The 20,891-nt window shown below is 55.7% G+C and carries 16 protein-coding genes; 7 read left to right on the forward strand and 9 right to left on the reverse strand.

Annotation, left to right across the window (positions count from 1 at the left end):
* The first annotated feature begins 476 nt into the window (after window positions 1-476).
* The 3 genes from VI26_RS13905 (at window position 477) to VI26_RS13915 (ending at window position 5,514) form a co-directional block, all read left to right on the forward strand.
* Window positions 477-2,297 (forward strand): DEAD/DEAH box helicase, encoded by a 1,821-nt coding sequence (locus VI26_RS13905; RefSeq protein ID WP_197081467.1) that lies wholly within the window; start codon window positions 477-479, stop codon window positions 2,295-2,297.
* Between the two features lie 515 nt (window positions 2,298-2,812).
* Window positions 2,813-4,411 carry a GIY-YIG nuclease family protein gene (locus VI26_RS13910; RefSeq protein WP_082151067.1) on the forward strand — a complete coding sequence of 533 codons (1,599 nt, stop codon included), beginning with the start codon at window positions 2,813-2,815 and terminating at the stop codon, window positions 4,409-4,411.
* A 17-nt stretch (window positions 4,412-4,428) separates the two neighbouring features.
* Window positions 4,429-5,514, forward strand: coding sequence for a hypothetical protein (locus VI26_RS13915; protein ID WP_048410335.1), 1,086 nt, complete (start codon window positions 4,429-4,431; stop codon window positions 5,512-5,514).
* Window positions 5,515-5,770: 256 nt separating this feature from the next.
* Here the strand turns inward: VI26_RS13915 and VI26_RS13920 are convergent, their stop codons facing one another.
* A complete protein-coding gene (locus tag VI26_RS13920; protein ID WP_048410336.1) occupies window positions 5,771-6,430 on the reverse strand; it encodes a hypothetical protein in 660 nt (219 codons plus the stop codon).
* Between the two features lie 322 nt (window positions 6,431-6,752).
* Here VI26_RS13920 and VI26_RS24590 point away from each other — a divergent pair, with 322 nt between their 5' ends.
* Both VI26_RS24590 and VI26_RS25155 read left to right on the forward strand, forming a co-directional pair.
* Entirely contained in the window at window positions 6,753-7,193 is a 441-nt protein-coding gene (locus tag VI26_RS24590) for a hypothetical protein (protein ID WP_197081468.1), read from the forward strand.
* Window positions 7,194-7,195: 2 nt separating this feature from the next.
* The gene (locus VI26_RS25155; protein WP_255360812.1) at window positions 7,196-7,330 is read left to right on the forward strand and encodes a hypothetical protein; all 135 of its coding nucleotides are present in this window, start codon (window positions 7,196-7,198) and stop codon (window positions 7,328-7,330) included.
* 628 nt (window positions 7,331-7,958) lie between these two features.
* On the opposite strand, the gene VI26_RS23915 is transcribed toward VI26_RS25155, so the two are convergent.
* From VI26_RS23915 to rluD, 8 genes are all read right to left on the reverse strand, one after another.
* Window positions 7,959-10,304 (reverse strand): SIR2 family protein, encoded by a 2,346-nt coding sequence (locus tag VI26_RS23915; RefSeq protein ID WP_197081469.1) that lies wholly within the window; start codon window positions 10,302-10,304, stop codon window positions 7,959-7,961.
* A 75-nt stretch (window positions 10,305-10,379) separates the two neighbouring features.
* The gene (locus VI26_RS13930) at window positions 10,380-11,459 is read right to left on the reverse strand and encodes a ribonucleotide-diphosphate reductase subunit beta (protein WP_048410338.1); all 1,080 of its coding nucleotides are present in this window, start codon (window positions 11,457-11,459) and stop codon (window positions 10,380-10,382) included.
* 19 nt (window positions 11,460-11,478) lie between these two features.
* Window positions 11,479-11,703 (reverse strand): hypothetical protein, encoded by a 225-nt coding sequence (locus VI26_RS13935; RefSeq protein WP_019102820.1) that lies wholly within the window; start codon window positions 11,701-11,703, stop codon window positions 11,479-11,481.
* 13 nt (window positions 11,704-11,716) lie between these two features.
* The gene (locus VI26_RS13940; protein ID WP_019102819.1) at window positions 11,717-12,103 is read right to left on the reverse strand and encodes a hypothetical protein; all 387 of its coding nucleotides are present in this window, start codon (window positions 12,101-12,103) and stop codon (window positions 11,717-11,719) included.
* Window positions 12,104-12,289: 186 nt separating this feature from the next.
* Window positions 12,290-12,670: a nuclear transport factor 2 family protein gene (locus tag VI26_RS13945; RefSeq protein WP_048410339.1), complete on the reverse strand. Its 381-nt coding sequence runs from the start codon at window positions 12,668-12,670 to the stop codon at window positions 12,290-12,292.
* A gap of 194 nt (window positions 12,671-12,864) precedes the next feature.
* Window positions 12,865-15,720 (reverse strand): ribonucleoside-diphosphate reductase subunit alpha, encoded by a 2,856-nt coding sequence (locus VI26_RS13950; RefSeq protein ID WP_048410340.1) that lies wholly within the window; start codon window positions 15,718-15,720, stop codon window positions 12,865-12,867.
* 495 nt (window positions 15,721-16,215) lie between these two features.
* On the reverse strand, window positions 16,216-16,971 hold the full coding sequence (gene pgeF / locus VI26_RS13955) for a peptidoglycan editing factor PgeF (protein WP_048410341.1): 756 nt from the start codon (window positions 16,969-16,971) through the stop codon (window positions 16,216-16,218).
* Window positions 16,961-18,064: a 23S rRNA pseudouridine(1911/1915/1917) synthase RluD gene (gene rluD / locus VI26_RS13960; protein WP_048410342.1), complete on the reverse strand. Its 1,104-nt coding sequence runs from the start codon at window positions 18,062-18,064 to the stop codon at window positions 16,961-16,963. The genes pgeF and rluD overlap by 11 nt, the downstream gene beginning before the upstream one ends.
* On the opposite strand from rluD, the gene VI26_RS13965 reads away from it, so the two are divergent.
* Window positions 18,063-18,854 carry an outer membrane protein assembly factor BamD gene (locus tag VI26_RS13965; RefSeq protein ID WP_048410343.1) on the forward strand — a complete coding sequence of 264 codons (792 nt, stop codon included), beginning with the start codon at window positions 18,063-18,065 and terminating at the stop codon, window positions 18,852-18,854. The genes rluD and VI26_RS13965 overlap by 2 nt on opposite strands.
* A 142-nt stretch (window positions 18,855-18,996) precedes the next feature.
* Complete coding sequence (locus VI26_RS13970) at window positions 18,997-20,523, forward strand: hypothetical protein (protein ID WP_048410344.1); 1,527 nt, start codon at window positions 18,997-18,999, stop codon at window positions 20,521-20,523.
* Window positions 20,524-20,891: the final 368 nt, after the last annotated feature.

Below are 20,891 nucleotides of genomic sequence, written 5' to 3' on the forward strand. Positions count from 1 at the left end.
TCCAGAAAGCAAAAAACCTGACGGCTGGGTGAAGCCAAGTCATCAGGTTTTGCCTGCCTGCGCAGTAACAATCCTTGAGCACAAACATCTGGTTTGACGACGCGCGAGTCAAGCCGCGGCGTTGACCCAGGGAGCCGTCAACGCATAGAAGCACAGGACGATGAAAAAAACAACTTAATTTATTAAAAATAAGACGTTTCTATGTCGACTAATGTGGCCATGGGGCAGGAGCGGGTAGGCGGGACAGCCCAACCTCAGAATCTGCTGCGCTACAGCGCTGCGGCTTTAAAAACAACTTCGAAATGCTCATGTACCGTATGTACGCTCCGTTTCTTCAGCCATTTTCGCCTTGTCTCGCTCTTGCCCGCGAGACTTTGAACAGGCTCTAAGACCAACACGCCAAACACAAGCATTTCATTACAATAAAATGCCAATGTGTTATAATCGATGGGTTAACCATTCGTGAACCCAACATCATGGCAAAAGCAGTCATCGCTCCCTCGCTCTCTTCATGCGTTGGAAGAATGTGGCCGGGAGAACGACGTTTTGCCGAACGGCTTGAGCAGAAGCTGGATGACGACTACAAGATTTGGTACGACGTGCGCATCACATCGATGCAGGAGTATCCTGACTTTGTCATTCTGCATCCGCAGCACGGCCTACTTGTCCTTGAAGTCAAAGATTGGAAGCCAAGTACCATCGTAAAAGCCTCTCCTGGGGACTGGGACATTCTGGGTACTCATGGCCCCAAATCGGTGGCGAATCCACTTGAACAGGCCAGGCGATATACTGTTGGGATTATCAATGCCCTCGAACGAGATCCGCAGCTTGTTCATCCACAAGGACACCCACATCAGGGAAAACTACGATTTCCGTGGACGTTTGGCGTGGTGTTTCCCAACATCTCACGCAAGCAGTTTACCGAGGGCTTGCTGGACCATGCCATTGATCCGACAAGGGTGATCTGCTCGGACGAGATGACCGAGTCCGTCGACATTGAACGGTTCCAGAAGCTCTTGTGGCAAATGTTCAGGTTTCAGTTCCGGGACAAGTTGACACTGCCACAGATCGACCGGATTCGCTGGATTCTGTTCCCGGAAGTTCGTGTACCAACCAAGCAGCAAGAGTTGTTTGCGGATGAGCTGGAATTGCCAGACATTATGGCCGTAATGGATGTTCAACAAGAGCAGCTCGCCCGTAGTTTGGGCGATGGGCACCGCGTCATCCACGGCGTTGCCGGCTCAGGCAAGACGATGATTCTGGGCTATCGCGCAGAGTATCTCGCAGGCATGTCAGAGAAGCCTGTGCTGATCCTCTGTTTCAGCGAGCCGCTGGCTAAGCAGCTGAAAAGCTGGATGGATATGAAAGGTTTGTCTAATAAAGTCTCTGTTCGCCATTTTCATGGTTGGTGCTCAGATCAACTAAAAACATACAACCAGCCCCGGCCAGAGGAGAAAGGAAATGACTTTTTTCCTGCGCTTGTTCAGCAGGTGATCAACAGTGTTGATCGTGGCTTCATTCCACCCAGTCAGTACAGTGCGATTCTTATTGACGAGGGGCATGACTTTGAGCCGAGCTGGTTCAAGCTTGTGGTTCAGATGGTGTCACCGGAGAGCAATCATCTGCTCGTTTTATATGACGATGCCCAATCTATCTTCAAACGATCAAGCCATCGTGGTTTCAGCTTCAAGAGTGTTGGAGTGCAAGCCCAAGGCCGCACAACGATTCTGAAAGTCAACTACCGCAACACCCGGCAGGTTCTTGAATTGGCCGCATTGATTGCCAAGGACATTTTGGACCCGAAGGCGACGGATGACGATGGTGTGCCACTGATTCGACCAATCAGTTGTGGACGAGGCGGCCCGCCGCCTCAGTTAATCAAGTTGCCGTCGATCAAGGATGAAGCTGCTGAAATTGCTCGCCATATGACTCAAGCCTACCAACAAGGGGTTGCATGGCAAGACATGGCGATTGTTTACCGTACTTGGTCTGTGGGGCAAGCCTGCGTTGAGGCGCTGGTACGCGCCAAAATTCCGCACCAGTGGCAACAGCGCGATAAAAAATCTTATTCGCCAACTGCAGACGCTGTAACGGTGCTGACCATGCATGCTAGCAAGGGATTGGAGTATCCGTTTGTGGCAATTCCTGGAGTGGGGTTGCTGTCTACCAAAGAAGCCGAACTCGAACAGGAGGCGCGGTTGTTCTATATCGCCGCGACGCGATCCACGAATCAACTGCTGGTCACAGGCAGTGGCGATTCTGTATTCATGAACAAGCTGTTTCCTGCCGCAATATGATCATATGTCTGCTGCCATGGAGCTATCGCTACAGGACTGCCCCGGCTTTGGTGGCGCAGCGAGCACTTGCTAAAATCTCTATTAAGGGAACACACGGCTAGTTTGCGATGCGATGAAAAAGCCTTGCGGTCGCAGGGCCTTTTCTTTCTGCAAAGCAGGATTTCATGCTTTGGCGACGTCCCCTCATTCTCAGTAGCACTGAGCATTAGAATCCAAGGTTTAGAATGCCCCTCGCTGTAGATGCCAGATTCTGTGGTAATTGTGATGCACGGGTAACAAGTTGATGAAATTTTTCGTGCAATCGCAACCGGTCGTGTTCGTTGATAAACCACACAATTTCACCGTTTACATTTTTGCTGACCAACGCAACCTGTCTCGCCGCCGGTGCTATCGTGGTTGTTGCTTTGCAACTGGGCCGCAAGGGTGTTTATCGAGTGGGGCAAAGCTAGACCCCCCTCGCTTCCTGGCCCGCATTAGCCGTGGATCAAGGGAACCAAATAATTCAGGGATGATTTATGTCTACCAATAAGCATGCTGCCCATCTACCGAGTGCGAGCGATCAGGATGCAGTCCTGGCGACTCTGCCGCCGATGGCCAACTTGATTGTTGATCGTGCTATAGAAAACATGACCCGCAAGCTGGTGGCAGGTTATCGCAATAAGCGCAATGCTAAACCCAATGCCAATCAAGTCGATTTTGGCGCCGAGGCTAAAGAAGCATTAAAGGCCAGCTCGGCCCAGTCCGCCATGCAGGTTGCAAATCGAGGGCAAGCATGGAAGGAGATGATCCAAAAGAGTTTAACGCATGGCATTTCATCTCTGGCAACCATTAGTTTTGACGGTCAGTTTACGATACGAGACGGTCAACGACCGGATGACTTCAAGGACAAGATGCCCAATACCCCAGGCGTCTACGTCGTGTTCGATCACAACGATAAGCCCGTGTATGTGGGCGACAGCGACAACATGCAGGCACGTTGGAACGCCGGCCACTTCAACGAATACAAGCAGGGGCAGCGGCCCGATGCTGAGCGTTACAAACTGGCTGATGAGATGGAGGCTGGCTGCACCGTCAAATTCATCGTCATGGACTCCAAAGAGACGGCTGCTGCATTGGAAGCTCATCTGATCAAGGAGAACTTCGCTCAGTTCGAGGGGGTGCGTAAGACCGATAAGAATCTTTCCCCCGACGAAGCCGCCATGCGAGATCAAGCATTGGACGATGGCATGCTTAAAAACAAAAAGGATGAGCTGGCAAAGGAACAGGGGTCCCGTAGCAACCAAGAGGCCAAGAAGATGAAGGACGCTTCGGGTACGACCGCCACCCTTGTGGCCGGTGCGGCCGGTGAGGCCTTCAAGAACGTTGGCTATGACATCTTCGAGCGACTGACCACCACTGCAATCAAGGCTATCAAGGACGAACTGGTGGACGTGCTGCGTGGCGGCGTTGACAAGATCAAGGTGCGCGTGGACCGCATGCTCAAGAAGATTTTCACCGTGTTGCGCAATGTGCTGGAAAACCCACTGCAACTGTTGCGCGGGATTGTTGAGTTCATCGTCAATGCGCTGTCTAAGACCATCAGCCAGATCTACAACCTGGCGCGCAATATCTTCGATCTAGCCAATAATGGCTGGCAGCTCTACAAAGGTGCGCAGACGATATCCCGTGAGGAGCTTGTCCGTAAAGTCAGTGAAACTGTCATTGTCAGCGGCTCATTAATGATCTGGGATTCACTCGATTTGATATTGGAAAAGTGGCTGGTGGCGCAGACAGGAGGAGCCTTGGCGCCATTCTCGCCTTATATTTCGGCCGCAGTCACGGCCATTGGCTTTGGCATTTCCACTCACGCCCTGCAGGGCTTTGTCACTCGGATCATCGATGCGGTGATTGCTTTCAAATGCGGCTATGTGGAGCAGCTGGAGACCGAGCGCGCTGCGTGCGAACAGCTCATCATCGTGGCCGAAAACGAACTTACGATGATTGGCGATCTGGGCGAGTATATTGGGTCAGAGTTGAAGGTCTTCGCGCAAATGGAAGCCTATACCCGCACGTTATCGATCCATGAGCCCATCCAGCCGATCGACCCCTTCTCCTTGCATATGGACCGCTCCTGATGCGAGAAAGCACTCCTATGAACATGCATACCAAGCCAGACCATTCTCCAGTTTTATCGTCACGCGCGAGCGGCACTTTGACCGTGGTAAACCGCCAAGACATCATGGACTTCACGCGCGACCTAGAAGACGCCGTGCGAGACATAGGATTGGCAGCAAAGCAGAGCTCAGACGTCAAAGAAAAGGTTGGCGCACTGATGAGTAATCTGGAGAGCCGGGGCTGGTGGGGCCAAGTGACCTCGGGGTTGTCGGGTGGTACGGACAAGGAGTTGGCCATCCTGGTACAGGGATTGGGCGCTAGTCTCTCCATCACCCAGAAGGTGGTGCAGGTTGTGCTCAAGGTCATGACCCAGAAAAACCAAGTCCTTCATGCATTCAATGAAGCGCTGGTCAAAAAGATTGCAATGGTGACCGCAGACACCCGCACACTTGATAGTAATCAGAAAGTGGTGGTCAAAGACTTTCTTACCCAGCTGCAAAAGCAGGTGTTCGACCAGATCCAACAGCAAGAAATGGTTGATAGCCTTGAGCTGCGCATGATCGACTGCGAAGCATGGCGTGAGGAAAAGGAATGTAATGATCAGTTGGTGAGCACACAGTTGGCCATTCAGGGCGAGAGCCAGAAAGTGGCAACCGAGCGTATTCAGGAAATGGAAGGCTCCGCGAAAGCCCACGCTGATCGGACAGATCAACTCGCGCAGCTTCAGACCTCTGACAGTAGGCGCATTACTGAGCTTGAGCGGGAGGCGCAGGTCGTGACAGATCGACTGGAAGCTTCTGACAGCTACAATCGGGTGCTGGCTGGTCGCGTGGATGTATTGGAAGCTAAGTGCGCTGACTTAGCCGAGCAGGTGCGGATGTTGACTGAGCGAGACAATGCGGTGAAGGCTGGACTGGAACAGCTCAGTGGACAGATCACCCAGTTGCAGCGAGTTGATGTTGAGCAGCGGGCATTGATTGGCGCGTTTGAGCAGCGCTTGTCGATACTCGAAAAGATTGGTGACGCCTCACGAACGATAAAAGCGCGCATCTTGCATTATGCACCGGTAATGGCAGCTTCATTGCTGGGAGTGGTGGCGGTTTACTTATCGCTGGCAAGGTAAGCAAGCCCACATGAATCGCCACACATTCCTAGATATCTGGTAAGGCATGGAATGAAAACACCGCTTCGCAACACTGAAGCGGTGTTTCTTAGAACCTGTTTACGATCTCGCGAGCTAAGGCGAGACAAGGCGAAAATGGCTGAGAAAGCGGAATGTACAAGCGGTACATGAGCATTTCGAAGACGTTTTCAACGCCGTATCGCCGACGCGCAGCAGATCGTAAACAGGTTCTTATTACGCTGCGCGATTAGCCGCTCTAACTCTCTATGCGCTCCGCCAGACGCCGTTGGCAGGCGGTGGCCAGCTTGAGCAACTCCACGTTAGTGACAGGCATCTTGCCGGGCGGGGCGATCAGCTCCGCCAGGCCGCTGAGGGTGGAGACGCTGCTGTTCAAGCCGATCAGCCTGCCGTGCGGCCAGCGCTGCTTGTTGTTGGGCGCGTAATCCAGCGTCAGCACCCAGCGTGAATGCAGCCACGGGCCGGGTTCGCGCAGCACGGTGTCCAACACCGCGCGGCTGACCTGTTGCGCCGCCTCCGCGGCGAGGGCGAGCGCCAGGTGCAGGGTTTCCGCGGTGCTGGCCGCGCCGGCCTGATGCAGCAAGGCTGGGCGGGTTTCCTCCAGCCACCAGCGCCGCAGCCGTCGCGCGCCTGGCTTCTTGATGCGGCGGAACACCTCGTCCAACTCGCTTTCGGACAGGCACAGCACCGGCTCCGCCCCATCCGCCAGGCGGAAGGATTGTCCCAGCGGCTCGCCCAGGGCCTGCTGCAAATCCTTTACCTCCAGCTTCATGGACGCAGCCACCTCCGCTGCGACAAACCAGAACCCCTCCGGCCGCCGCAGCACCCGCATGGACAAATCCTTGGCGAAATCCAGCCGTAGCGGCGTATTCATCTGCTGATCGATGGTGGCATTCATGGCCGGGCCTCCCCAGTGAAGCGTGCAAGCGGCACCGCCAAAAACGCAAGACGATACGCGGCGCGCAGTCGCAAGCAGGCATGTGATAGGCGGTGGGGAGAATGAGTTAGGGGAGGGGAAACGATAAGACGAGCATCCATAGCGATATCTCCAAACGGCTTGCCCGACCAAGCATTGCGAGCGCAAGGGCGCGTTGGGTGCAATGTATGGGCGTGTTGAACAACCACGGCTTTCGGGCGTGGGCCACCGCTAACGGAGGTGTGTTGAGCACCATTGATCAATCTAGCAGCGACGCTGCTTGGTAGCAATTCATTCAGGTAGAATGGACAGTAACTTGGCTTTGGAGATGGTTATGTCAGTTTTATTTTCCGAATGTCTGCAAGCTTTGGGTAGTGATGCGAAGGTTGTAAGTGCTAGCGATGCGGAAGTTATTTTTTATGATATTGAAAAGAATTTTCGGTTTTCAGTATCCGGCAGTCTTCAAGTTGGCGATGGGCACCTCTCGAAGAGAGGGGAGGCCAGGGAGCTGTTGGATGAATTCAATACGGAAAGTGGAAGGCTTTATATTTGTTGGGATGATGCTGCTGTTCCCATTTTGGAAATTCCAGCTTCGTGTGTTTCAAAAGTTATAAGCTGTATTGATGATGTTCTTGCCGTTGGATTCAAAACTTACATCTATCAATCTGAGACAGTGGCGATTATGGAAGTGTCGTCATTTGGAACTGGACTTTTGGTTAGCCATGACTCTGCAGGAGAGGTGTGAGAGTGTTGTTGGTGCATGAGCGCGAGAGGTTAAAAGCGCAGCTTAATGAATTTCATGAAAATGCCTATGGAATGGGTGTTGCTGCTGTTTGGTGTCAGATTGAATCAACCCTAAGTATGGAAAAAAAAGAGAAATAGTTCTTTACATCTTACGCTTATTTTTTGATTCAAACCTAGTTAAATGGGGCTGTCGATCTGAGATTGTTCAAGATTTTAATCTTGTTCTTAAGATGATGGAGAGCTGCTGGCCTGATGATGATGAGTTTGATGATGATCAATTTTTGACTGTACTGCCATACGACTGTGATGGAGTATCAAAGACGCATGCTTGGATAGAGGGTGATTTAGTCTGGGTTGATGATTGTGGGAAGTATTTATGGTCTACGGATGCTGAATTATAAGCTTAGAAGTGTAATCGAGCCAATTTGCCAGCAACTCCCTTCAGCGCAAGCCGGCCTTCAAGCCAGACTCGGGGTTTTAAGCTGCTGGTTGTTTGACGTCGTACCGCTGAGCGAATCAAAGATTCGCACGCATGTAGTTCTGGTGGCTCCCCGAGGCTGGTTTGAAAGACGGGGTTTCGCAGCACTGTAGGGGTGGGCTGGGGCTGCAAGGGGATTGGCAGTGCAATCCCCTTGCCCATTTTCAGGGCGGAGCCGGCATGTCAAAAATGTATCCGCGAAGCGGATTCCAATTTAATTGATTGATTTTATTGCGTGGTAAATTTTGGGCTTCACAGATTCTGTCCAATCTGCCATTTTTTTAATTCTCAACGTTTATTAGATAGGAATGTTGTCACAGCATTAATGTCGGCGACTCTTTCCAAAGAAATGGGATTTTTTCTCAATATCTCGAAAGATTTTGATATTTCACTTCTCCCTTCTCTAAATTTCTTTGATATGTCATCAATATGGCCTTTGTTGTTCATGTAATTGCTTATTGATTCTGAGTAGTAATCGATTACGCCATTTAAAATATCCCGATTAATATCTTGAGATAATTTCGATAGTAGAACAACTTTTTTTCCATATAGTTGCGCCATCGTTAGTGTAGCGCTGTAATAGGTCTTGTTCTTCATCAAGGTATTTTCACTCCGTACTTTTTTTGCCCATATTATGCCGTTGTCAATATCGGCCAGTTTGTTGGATGACCTAAGCTCACACTTCGCTCGTTGAAGCCAGTAATGATTTTTCTGACCGAATGCCGAAGATAATTGTTCATAGATAAGCTTTATTAGGCGTGCATTTCCACTGCTTTCCCATGAGAATGTTGAGTTTAAAAAGTCAAAACTAATTAGCTTGTCTGCTGTGTCGATATATCCACCTTCTTTTAGACTGACCGCTAATTCTGATATTATCTTTGCCGAAGAGGTGATGTTTTCTTTCGAAAATTTAGAAAGTATTCGAAGCGCTATTTGTGTAGAGTTACAGACTATGTGGCGTATTCCGGAGTGCCACTCCAAATCAAATAGTAGTGGGTTTGATTTGATAAATTGGTCTGTATTAAAATATTTTCCTAGGCATTTATTTGTTATGTCTAAATCAAGCTTTGATTCGAGCTCGGTAAGTATTAATGCTTTGTACGTTGAACTGTCTGGTGTTTTGAAATCAAATAATGATGAACTTTTAGAGCTTGACTTGTATACTTCGTGTGTATTGTAAGCAAATGTTAGAATGGTCATGCCTTCTTCAATTCGTTGTATGCCGACTGTGTTCATGTTTACATTTAACTTGTCCATTTCCTCTGCTGATAATCTTGATTTCATATCAAACTGTACACAGTTGATCTCGTCGTCGGACATTACTTCAAGAAGAGAGTCTTTGTCATGGTTATTGAAAACAAAAATGGCTTTATTTTTTGATCTGGAAATCTCCCTGACAACATCTCTCATCATGGATCTTGGGATGTAGTTGGTGTCAAACATAAATAGGGAATTGCTAACCGTTCTTATTAGCCTAGTTAAGTTTGGATTGAATGGGTGGTGGGATGAAAATATGTATGTTTGGTATTGTTTTATTTTTTCATACAAATGTATTAGGGTCGTTGTTTTTCCTGAAAATCGTCTACCAGTTATTGCAATAATCTTTGAGCTATAAATATTGTTGAGAATTTCACGCTCAGCGTCGCGTTCTATAACATATCCAGGTCTCAGAAGAATTTCATAACTTATATTGCTTTCAGTTGTGGTTTTGTGATGTGGCCCTCCATTGGCTATGTGTTCTATTGTATTAATTGCATCTTTTATTGTTGGCAGATAATCTATATGATATTCTGTTACGGTGTCTTCTACTTCAACTTCTCCAATTGTGTTGAATATTTCACTGTATATTTGATCGTAGCTGTCAAAATAAACAACATGCCCAATTCCATATTCCTTAAGTTTAAGTTTAATTGATAGTGATGGCTTGTTTTTTGTTATGTATATGGATTTTTCCAAATGGCCTTTTAGTCCTATTGGAATTAAATCTATTTCTCCATCAAGGCTGCAGCCTATAAAAATAAAAGCCTGCTCTCTTGCTAGGTTTTCAAGATATTCTAAGATGGAGTTTTGGGTTCTTATATTGTGGACATAACTCCGCCATGTAAATATTAATTGACTGTCTTCGTTTTTGTCATATTCAGTTATGCAGCCATGTAATTTTATTATATTTTTTTTACTTTTTACTCTCTCCATTGAGATTTTGTCAGATGGAGATATTTTGTTGTAATCAGTGTGTGAATGCTTTTCAATTGCATCATCAATGTTGAGGGTTATTATATTTCTCCAGCCAAGAGAGAGAATCTTTTTTCTGATATCGTCTAATTTTACTTGAGAGAATAAATTTAATAATGTGTTTTTCCGTATGTCGCTTGAGATTGATTCTGAGTTTTCAAAAAGGGAAAATATGCTTCTTAGATCATCAATTTCTTCAATCTCAGATGCCTCTTCTGGATTGTGGCGGGCAAGAATATCCTTCAAGATTTTCTTGAGTTCATTTCCATCGGGAGTTTTGCCTCGTTTACAGCGCATATCTTTTGTAAATCCGGCTCCTAGAAATGGTATCAGGGTGCTGCTGCGATAATTTGAAATCAGTAATTCCTGTGCAGAGGCTTCAGTGAAGTGATAGATTTTCATTATGTTATCGGTATGAAAAAGGCACACTCGAAAGTGTGCCTTTTGCATAGCTTTATGTCAATGTTCTATATAAAATCAATCCCAGCTCAGCGCCCCGCCAGTCTGGTACTCAGTAACCCGCGTCTCAAAGAAGTTCTTCTCTTTCTTCAAGTCGATCATCTCGCTCATCCACGGGAAGGGGTTGTTCACGCCGGGGTAGAGCTGGTCCAGGCCAATCTGCTGCATGCGGCGGTTGGCGATGAAGCGCAGGTATTCCTTGAACATGCTGGCGTTCAGACCCAGCACGCCGCGCGGCATGGTGTCTTCGGCGTAAGCGTATTCCAGTTCCACCGCGTGCTTGAACAGTTCGGTGATCTCGGCCTTGAAGCTTTCGGTCCAGATTTCCGGCTGTTCCAGCTTGATGGTGTTGATCAGGTCGATGCCGAAATTGCAGTGCATGGACTCGTCGCGCAGGATGTATTGGTACTGTTCCGCCGCGCCGGTCATCTTGTTCTGGCGGCCCAGCGCCAGGATTTGCACAAAGCCCACGTAGAAGAACAGGCCTTCCATGATGCAGGCAAACACGATCAGGGATTTGAGCAGCTTCTGGTCATTTTCCAGCGTGCCGGTCTTGAAGGCCGGGTCGCACAGTACGTCGATGAAGGGGATCAGGAATTCATCTTTGTCGCGGATGGATTTGATTTCGTTGTAGGCGTTGAAGACTTCGCCTTCGTCCAGGCCCAGGCTTTCCACGATGTATTGGTAGGCGTGGGTGTGGATGGCTTCGTCAAAGGCTTGGCGCAGCAGGAACTGGCGGCATTCCGGGCTGGTGATCTGGCGGTAGGTGCCCAGCACGATGTTGTTGGCGGCCAGGGAGTCCGCGGTGACGAAGAAGCCGAGGTTGCGCTTGACGATGCGCATTTCGTCTTCGGTCAGTTGGCCGGTTTTCCACTGTTCGATGTCGCGCTGCATGTTCACTTCTTGCGGCATCCAGTGGTTGGCGCATTGGGCCAGGTATTTTTCCCATGCCCATTTGTGTTTGAAGGGCACGAGCTGGTTGACGTCGGTGGTGCCGTTGATCACTTTTTTGTCCACCACGTTGACGCGGCCGGCGGCGTTGGCGCCCGCGGAGGGGGCGGCCGGTTTGGTTTCGATGGTGTCGTCAAAGTTCAGCATTAAGGGCTCCTGTCTGGATTTATTCCGCGTCCGGCGCGGTGATTTGGGGCGGCAGCGGCTGCTTGTCGCCAGCCAGGCTGGGGCTGAGCGGCAGGCTGCTTTTGCGCAGTATTTGTATCTGGCGCGGCGCGGCGACAAGTGCCGGCACCGGGTCCAGGTCCACATGCAGGCTGCCCAGTTTGCGGTAGCCTGCGTCTTTGCCATGTTCGCCATGGCGGGCGATACAGAATGCGGTGGCGCTCATGAGCGGCGTCCTTTCAGAAGCGCAGCTGTTGGCTGAGGCGGTGGATCAGCTGGCGTTCGCTGCTTTCCTCCTGCTCCACCTGGCTGCCGCGCGGCTGCCGCAGCTTCAGCAGCTGGCGGTATTGCCGGTTGGCTTGTTCTATGTCTTGCTTGAGCAGCTCTATTTGCTGCTGCAGTTCTTCCGGCTGGCAGTACACCACCAGCGCGTCCGCTTCCACCCAGGCTTTGCGCCACACTTTCTGGCGCGGCAGGCGGCGGGCTTCGTTGAACAGGTCCTTCCATTCGCAGGGCGGGGCCTGGTTTAGCGTCAGGTACATATTGAACAGCACAAACTGCTTGTCGGGGTTGTGGGTTCTTTGTTCGCAAAACCCGTTGATCCGGATGTTTTCAAACGTTTGCATCTGACCTCCTGCTGAAGCCTGGCTGGTGGCGGCGGGGCCGTGGGCCTCGTCTTCCTGGAAACCGCTCAACACCCGCCGCGCTTGCTTGCTTGGCCTTGAGCTGTTTCCGTCCGCCCGCATCGCGGGCCGGCGGCGTTTCCATCCCGAAGCCGCCTGGGGGCAAGCGGCTTGAGGCTGGGTTGCCGTTTACTGCTGCGGCGCGTCCTGGTACTGCACCAGGCCGTAAATCTTCCATTTGCCGTCCACCCGTTTCAGGTGGTAGCCGGTGCAATATTCCCAGGCCGGCTGGTCCTGGCGCTGCACGGTCCAGCGCACGCGGGCGCTGGCGGCGTCGGGGCCAAAGTTCAGCACGCTGTCCAGCTGGTGGCTGGCGCTGAGAAAGCCCTGGCTGCGGTACCACGCCAGCAAGGCGGTGGTGGTGTCGCGCAGCGATGCCATGTCTTCCCAGCTGCTCAGGTCGCCCTGGTGGATGGCGGTGAAGGGCACGGTGAAGTGCGCGCTTACCCGGGCCACGTCCAGTTGGCTGTAGCCTTTGGCGTAGCTGTTGAAAAACGCCTCTATCTCCATCCGCTTTCCCCTGGGTGTGGGCCACGCGGTTTGCCGCGCGGCGGGTGGCCGCCTGTGTTGCCAGGCCGCTTGCGGGCGGCGGGGCCATGTCACAGCCGGCTGCGGGCAGGGGGCTGTGAGATGGAGCCTGGCCGGGGCCAGGCTAGACCAGCCCCGAGGGGCCGGCCGTTCAAGCCAGGATGGCTGCTTCCGCCTTATTGGCAGCTCTCGCAATCCGGGTTGTCGATGCTGCAGAACTTGGCGTCGGTGGCCGGGGTATTGTCCACCACGGCTTCCGGAGCCGCGGCCGCTTGGCCGTGGCTGTTGGACACCGCGTTCAGCTCGCCGCCGCGGCCGGTGGATTTCTCGGCGCTGGTGGCGGCCAGAGTGCGCAGGTAGTAGGTGGTTTTCAGGCCGCGCAACCAGGCGTGCTTGTACAGCTCGTCCAGTTTCTTGCCGGAAGCGCCCGCCATGTACAGGTTCAGGGACTGAGCCTGGTCGATCCACTTCTGGCGGCGGGAGGCCGCTTCCACCAACCAGCGCGGGTCCAGTTCAAAGGCGGTGGCGTAGATGGCTTTCAGCTCGGCCGGCACGCGGTCGATCTGGCCCAGGCTGCCGTCAAAGTATTTGAGGTCGGCCACCATCACTTCGTCCCACAGGCCGGCGGCTTTCAGATCACGCACCAGGTATTCGTTGGTGACGGTGAATTCGCCGGACAGGTTGGATTTGACGAACAGGTTCTGGTAGGTCGGCTCAATGCTCGCCGATACGCCGATGATGTTGGCGATGGTGGCGGTGGGCGCGATGGCCAGGCAGTTGCTGTTGCGCATGCCGTGGGTTTTCACGCGTTCACGCAGCGCGTTCCAGTCCATGCGTTCGCTGCGGTCCACTTCCAGGAAGCCGCCGCGCTCGGCCGCCAGCAGGTTGATGCTGTCGTGCGGCAGGATGCCGCGGTCCCACAGGCTGCCCTTGTAGGACGGGTAGCGGCCGCGTTCTTCGGCCAGCTCGGTGGATGCCCAGTAAGCGTAGTAGGCCACCATTTCCATGGATTCGTCGGCAAACTCCACCGCGGCGTCGGAGCCGTAGGCCACGCGCTTCTGGTGCAGGCAGTCCTGGAAGCCCATGATGCCCATGCCCACCGGACGGTGTTTCAGGTTGGAGTTGCGCGCCTTCTTCACCGGGTAGAAGTTGATGTCGATCACGTTGTCCAGCATGCGCAGGGCGATGCGGATGGTGCGCTGCAGTTTTTCGGAGTCCAGGCTGCCGTCCGCCTTCAGGTGGGCGGACAGGTTGACGGAACCCAGGTTGCAGACCGCGATCTCGTCCTCATTGGTGTTGAGGGTGATCTCGGTGCAAAGGTTGGAGCTGTGCACCACGCCCATGTGCTGCTGCGGGCTGCGGATATTGCACGGGTCCTTGAAGGTCATCCACGGGTGGCCGGTTTCAAACAGCATGGTCAGCATCTTGCGCCACAGGGACAGCGCCGGAATGCGCTTGTACACCTTGAGCTCGCCGCGCTCGCCCATGGCTTCGTATTCCTTGTAGCGCTTCTCGAAGGCCGCGCCGTACAGGTCGTGCAGGTCCGGGGCTTCGGACGGGGACAGCAGGCTCCAGTCCGCGCCTTCCATCACCCGCTTCATGAACAGGTCCGGAATCCAGTTGGCGGTGTTCATGTCGTGGGTGCGGCGGCGGTCGTCGCCGGTGTTCTTGCGCAGCTCCAGGAATTCTTCAATGTCCGCGTGCCAGGTTTCCAGGTAGGCGCAGACGGCGCCCTTGCGCTTGCCGCCCTGGTTCACCGCCACGGCGGTGTCGTTGACCACTTTCAGGAACGGCACCACGCCTTGGGATTTGCCGTTGGTGCCCTTGATGTGGGAGCCCATGGCGCGCACGGAGGTCCAGTCATTGCCCAGGCCGCCGGCAAACTTGGACAGCAGGGCGTTTTCCTTGATGCCTTCGTAGATGCCGTCCAGGTCGTCGGCAATGGTGGTCAGGTAGCAGCTGGACAGCTGGCTGCGACGGGTGCCGGAGTTGAACAGGGTGGGGGTGGACGACATGAAGTCGAAGCTGGACAGCACATTGTAGAACTCGATGGCGCGCGCTTCGCGGTTCACTTCGTTCAGCGCCAGGCCCATGGCCACGCGCATGTAGAAGGCCTGCGGCATTTCGATGCGGTTGCCGTCCACGTGCAGGAAGTAGCGGTCAAACAGGGTTTGCAGGCCCAGGTAGCCAAATTTCAGGTCGCGGTTGGCGTCCAGCGCGGCGCCCAGTTTTTTCAGGTCGTATTCGGCCAGCTTTTCATCCAGCAGTTCGGCGTCGATGCCGTTCTTGATGAAGGTGGGGAAGTACAGCGCGTACTGCTTGGCCATTTCTTCCTGGCTGACGGCTTCGCCCAGGATTTCCAGGCGGATATTGTTCAGCAACAGGCGGGCGGTCACGTAATCGTAAGCCGGGTCCTGCTCGATCATGGAGCGGGCGGCCAGGATGGCGGACTTGTTGACTTCGTCTTCGCTGACGCCGTCGTAGATGTTCTTCAGGGTTTCGCTGAGGATGGCGTCGATATCGATGCCGGCCAGGTTCTGGCTGGCGGATTCGATGGTGGCGCGCAGGCGGGCGATGTCCAGCGGCAGCTTGCGGCCATCCTTGCGCACCACGTTGATTTGCACCTGGGTCAGCGCTTCGCCGCGGGCGGCGCGCTCTTGGGAGCGCTGTTCGCGGTACAGCACGTAGGCGCGGGCTACATCATGCTCGCCAAAGCGCATCAGGGACAGTTCCACTTGATCCTGGATGTCTTCGATGTGGATGGCGCCGCCTTCCGGCTTGCGGCGCATCAGGGCGCTGGCCACCTGTTCGCTCAGCTGGGCGACTTTTTCGCGCAGGCTGGCGGAGGTGGCGCCTTGATGGCCCATGACGGCCAGGAAGGCCTTGGTCATGGCGATGGAGATCTTGACGGGTTCGAACGGCACCACCGCACCGTTGCGACGGATGGTTTTGTACTGGCTGAAATCGGCCTTGGGCGCGGCTGCGCGGCCGAGTTCTGCGGCGGTCTGCCCTTCAAAGGTGGTCAATTGCATGTAGCCCTCGATAAGGTGGGTGGTTGCGTCCTTCCGTTACTGCGTTTCCCGAGGGGCAGGCCGGCTGTGGACAAATCTGTTGAAAAGCTGTGCGCGAGCTGTGGGTAAACACAATATGTATTGTTTGTAGCTCGAGACACACCCAAATTCTAGTGTTGAGTATGGGGCAGTACAAGTCTTGACAGCGGGAGATTTAACGGCAGATTTGCCTGGGATTTATGGCGAAAGCCCGTGGTTGCTGGCTTTGCGGGGCGTGAGATTTTTTTTTGTCCAGTGGACACATTTCACTGTGTAGTCAAAAAACCTTGTTAGAACAAGCCACAGCGGGGGCGGCATTGTCCATCACTAGATGTTGTGGATTTGCATCATAACGCAGCGGCTAGGCCGCGGCAGCATGGTTTGCCATGGCGTGTTGGATTTTTGGCTTGTCACGGCCTGGCAATGAAAACCCCCGCCGGAGCGGGGGTGGAGGGGGGGCGAGGCCGGGCGCGACGCTTACTCCAGCCAGATCAGGCTGGCCATGCGTCCGGTCTGGTCGTCGCGGCGGTAGGAGAAGAAGCGCGCGCGGTCTATCACCGTGCATTCCTCGCCGCCGTAGATCTGCTCCACGCCGGCGGCGTTCAGGCGCTGGCGCGCCAGCGCGTAGATGTCGGCCAGGTATTTGCCGTCGCCGATATCGCTGAAGGCGGCCGCGGCGGCGGGATCGCGTTCCATGAAGGCGGCGCGCACTTCCGCGCCCACTTCAAAGGCGTCCGGGCCGATGGCGGGGCCGAGCCAGGCCATCAGCCGCGCCGGGCGCTCGTCGCAGGCGGCCACGGCGGCTTCGATCACGCCTTCGCACAGCCCGCGCCAGCCGGCGTGGGCTGCGGCCACCACGCTGCCTTCGCTATTGCACAGCAAGAGCGGCAGGCAGTCCGCGGTCATGATGGCGCACACCGCGCCGCTTTGGCGGCTGAAGCTGGCGTCGGCGTCCGGCGGCGCGGCGGCCACGGTGGCCGCGTCCACCACCGTCACGCCGTGCACCTGGTTCAGCCAGGCCGGCTCCGCCGGCAGTTGTTGGCGCAGCAGCGCGCGGTTGGCGGCCACCGCGGCCGGGTCGTCGCCCACGTGCTGGCCCAGGTTCAGGCTGTGATAGGGCGCGGCGCTGACGCCGCCGTTGCGGGTGGTGATCAGGGTGCGCACATTGGGCGGCGCCGGCCAGTCGGCCTCCAGCCAGTCCGGCGCTTGCTCGGCGGGCCTGTCAGCGGACATAGATCACCTCCACGTCGCCGTCGTCTTCGTCGTCCTCATCGTCCCAGTCCTCGTCTTCCGTCTCGTCCTGCAACTGCGGCAGCGGCGCGGCGTCGGCGGTGTCGCCGTCTCCGCGCAGCACGTCCAGCAGGTGGCGCAGGTCGTCCGGCAGCGGGGCTTTCCAGTTGCGCTCCTCGCCGCTGGCCGGGTGCACCAGGGTCAGCGAGTAGGCGTGCAGCGCCTGGCGGCCCAGCGCCTTGACCACGGCGGCGATGTCCTCGTCCATCTTGTGGCGCAGATTGCCGTAGATGGGGTCGCCGGCCAGCGGGTGGTTGGCCTCGCGCATGTGCACGCGGATCTGGTGGGTGCGGCCGGTTTCCAGCTTGCATTCGATATAGGAGTGGCTGGCGAAGCGCTCCAGCACCCGTACATGGGTGATGGCCTGCTTGCCGCCGAATTTCAGCACCGCCATTTTCAGGCGGTTGTGCGGGTCGCGGCCCATCTGGGTTTCTATGGTGCCGTCAAACGGCACATTGCCGTCGGCGATGGCGCGATAGATGCGCTTGACGGTGCGCGCCTGCAACTGGCGCACCAGCTCGGTCTGCGCCGGCAGCGTCTTGGCCACCACCATCAGGCCGCTCGTGTCCTTGTCCAGGCGGTGCACGATGCCGGCGCGCGGTACTTGGGCCAGCGCCGGGCAGTGGTGCAGCAGGCCGTTGAGCAGGGTGCCGCTCCAGTTGCCGGAGGCGGGGTGGACCACCAGGCCGGCCGGCTTGTTGATCACCAGGATGTGGTCGTCTTCAAAGATGATGGGCAGGTCCATGGCTTCCGGTTGGAAGGCCATCTCCTCGTTGCTGCGCATCAGGGTGACGTCCAGTTTCTCGCCGCCCAGCACCTTGGTCTTGGGCGCGGCGGTCTTGCCGTCCAGCAGCACATGGCCGTCCTTGATCCATTGCGTCAGCCGGCTGCGCGAGTATTCCGGCATCAATTTCGCCAGCGCGGCGTCCAGCCGTTCGCCGCCCAGCGACAGCGGAACATTAAGTTGTTGTGTAGCGGATACCTCGTTTTCTGAGATATCGCTATAATCGTCCGGGTCAAAGTAAGGATCAGTCATGAAAAGATACGTTGTCGCTGCAATGTTGGTGATGGGGCTTGCCGGTTGTGCAACCACGGAAACCTACGATGAGACTCGCGGCTGGACCGTGGAAAAGCTGTATTCGGAAGCGCATGATGAGTTGAACAGCGGCAATTATACCCGCGCTGTCAAGCTCTACGAAACGTTGGAAGCGCGTTTCCCTTACGGGCGCTATGCCCAGCAGGCGCAGATGGATCTGGCGTATACCCATTACAAGGATAATGAGCCGGAGCAGGCCATCGCCTCCGCCGACCGCTTCATCAAGCTGCACCCGACCCACCCGAACCTGGACTACATCTATTATCTGAAAGGCCTGGTATTTTACAACGATGATTCCGGTCTGCTGGCCAAGTGGGCCGGCCAGGACATGAGCGAGCGCGATCCGCGCGCCGCGCGCGAGGCCTTCACCGCCTTCCGCGAGCTGGTGACGCGTTTCCCCAACAGCATCTACAAGGAAGACGCCTCCAAGAAAATGGACCGGCTGCTGGATGCGCTGGGCGGCAACGAGATGCATGTGGCGCGCTACTACATGAAGCGCGGCGCGTATCTGGCGGCGGCCAACCGCGCTCAGGGCGTGGTGAAGAGCTATGCCAACACCAAGTACCAGGAAGAAGCGCTGGGCATCATGATGGCGGCTTACGACAAGCTGGGCATGACGCAGTTGCGTGACGACGCCAAGCGCGTGCTGGCGCTGAACTACCCGAACAGCCCGTATCTGCGCGATGGCTGGTCCATCGAAGAGATGCCGTGGTGGAAGCTGTGGAAATAAGCCGGCTTTGAACCGCGTGAAAGCCCCCGGAATCCGGGGGCTTTTTGTTTGATGTCGGGCAGGCGCAGCGGGTGACTGGTTTGAGAATGATGTCTTTGGGATGATAGTATTTCGTTTATTAAATCGATAATCATAATTAGTCATGTCCAAAACCTTCGCTTCCCTCTTGGTGCTGGCCGCTTTGTGCGCGCCGGTTGCCGCCGCCACAAAACCTGATTTTGTCCTATTGAAAGCGCGTTACCCGGAAAAGCTATCCTACGACGGCTCGGCGCAGCTGCTGAGCGCTGGCGATGGTGAACTGAGCGATTCCGTGATGGGCTTGATCGACGCGCTCAAGCTGCGTTTTCCCTGGCATGAGCTGTGGGCGCTGCGTTCAAACAATGGCCTGACCTTGCGTCAGGGCCGAACGGAGGCGGCCCTGCCTTTGCCCAAGGGCGGCTATTTCACCAGCAGCTATGTGGCGATGTCGCGAGACGGCCTGACCTTGGCTTTTGGAAGCGGCCGGGATGGCAAGCTGGAGGCGGTGCGTTGGCGGCGCGCCGGCGCGCTGGAGACGCTGGTGCCGGCGGGCCAGGCCTGGCTGTCCGGTGTCACCGACATCAGCGCCGACGGCCGCACGGTGATTGGCTGGCTGCTGAGCGACGAAAAGGCGATGCTGCGCGGCTTCCAATGGGTGGAGGGCAAGGGGTTCAGCTTGTTGCCGGAACCCATGAGCCTGCCGCTGGCGCTGAGCGCGGACGGGGGCGTAACGGCTGGTCTTGCCTTGCGCGGCAATCTGGACGTGCTGCGGCGGATGCGGTGGATGCAAGATTTCATGAACGAAAGCCCGCTGATGAGCGAGAGCGAGGTGACCAAGCTGCAAGTTGCCGGCGTCCATCCGGTGAGCGGGGATGTGGCCGGCTCCTTCAAGCATGCCGACACCGGCGTTTGGCACGGCTTTGTCTGGAACTTGGACGAGGGCAAGCCTAGCCGGCGCGAACCCTTGCCGTGGCCTGCCGCGGCGGAAGGCAAGGCGGCTGACGCGCAACGCGAGGCGCAAGTGCTGGCCTGGGCCGGCATGAGCCGCGAGGATGGCAATATCTTCATGGAGAGCGACGCCGTGCGTTGGCGTGCGGGCGAGGGCGTCAGCGTGATCCGCGCCAAGTCCGTGTTGGAGGGTTTGTCCGCGGATGGGCGCACGGTTTTTGTGTCCTTTAACCGGGAAAGCGACCATAGCCGCGCCTTCGTGCAAATCTCGCCGGAGGGCGAGGTGGACCTAGAGGCGGCGGTGCGCGCGGAAACCCACAAGGAGAGCCTGGGGATGCTCTTGCGCTCGGTCTCCGAGGATGGACGCTCTTTATGGCTGAACTCGTTGACGGCAGACGGGATGTTCCCGCTGCGCTTGGAAAACGGCAAGCTGGCGCCGTTCCCGCCGGTGATCGACGATCTGACGCTGACCGCTTTTAGTCAGGACGGCCGCGTGGTGGCGGGTACCTCCACCCAGCCGGAGCGGGGCGGCTACGCCACTTTGCGCTGGCATTTTGGCGCGCCGAAGACGCAGCGCCTGTTCTGCCCGGGCGAGGCGAGGAGCAGCAGCCATATCGTCATGTCCGGCGACGGCAAGGTGGTGGCGGCGGGCCAGGAGAAGCACGGCAAGGTGCATACTTGCCTGTTCGGGTCTTTGGATTAAGAAGCTGCTCAAAGGGCTGCTACGCTTCGGCGGCCCGCGCCGCCTTGACTCCCAGGCGCGTCATGTCACAATAGCCGCGCGCCGCAGCAATCGCGGCGCTCGGGACTGGCCTCCTGATTATGGAAACTTAGTGGACATGCTTCGCCGCATGTCCGCTTGCCATTGCTATGCCTGATCCGGGCGGGCCATGGCAGGGGGCGTCCGCTTGCTCGGGCGCGCCGGTTTTGAGTTTCCATCCGGTAGGCCAGCCTTGTCATGTGCCCGCCTTGCCGCTTTCGCGGCTTGGCGCTACTTGCTCAGGAGGCTGCAATGACGAAGTCTGCTCGCAATCAACCCTCTCTTTCCGCATCCCCCTCTGGCGTCCGCCG

Source organism: Chromobacterium sp. LK1 (genome assembly GCF_001043555.1).
Classification (GTDB): Bacteria; Pseudomonadota; Gammaproteobacteria; order Burkholderiales; family Chromobacteriaceae; genus Chromobacterium; species Chromobacterium aquaticum.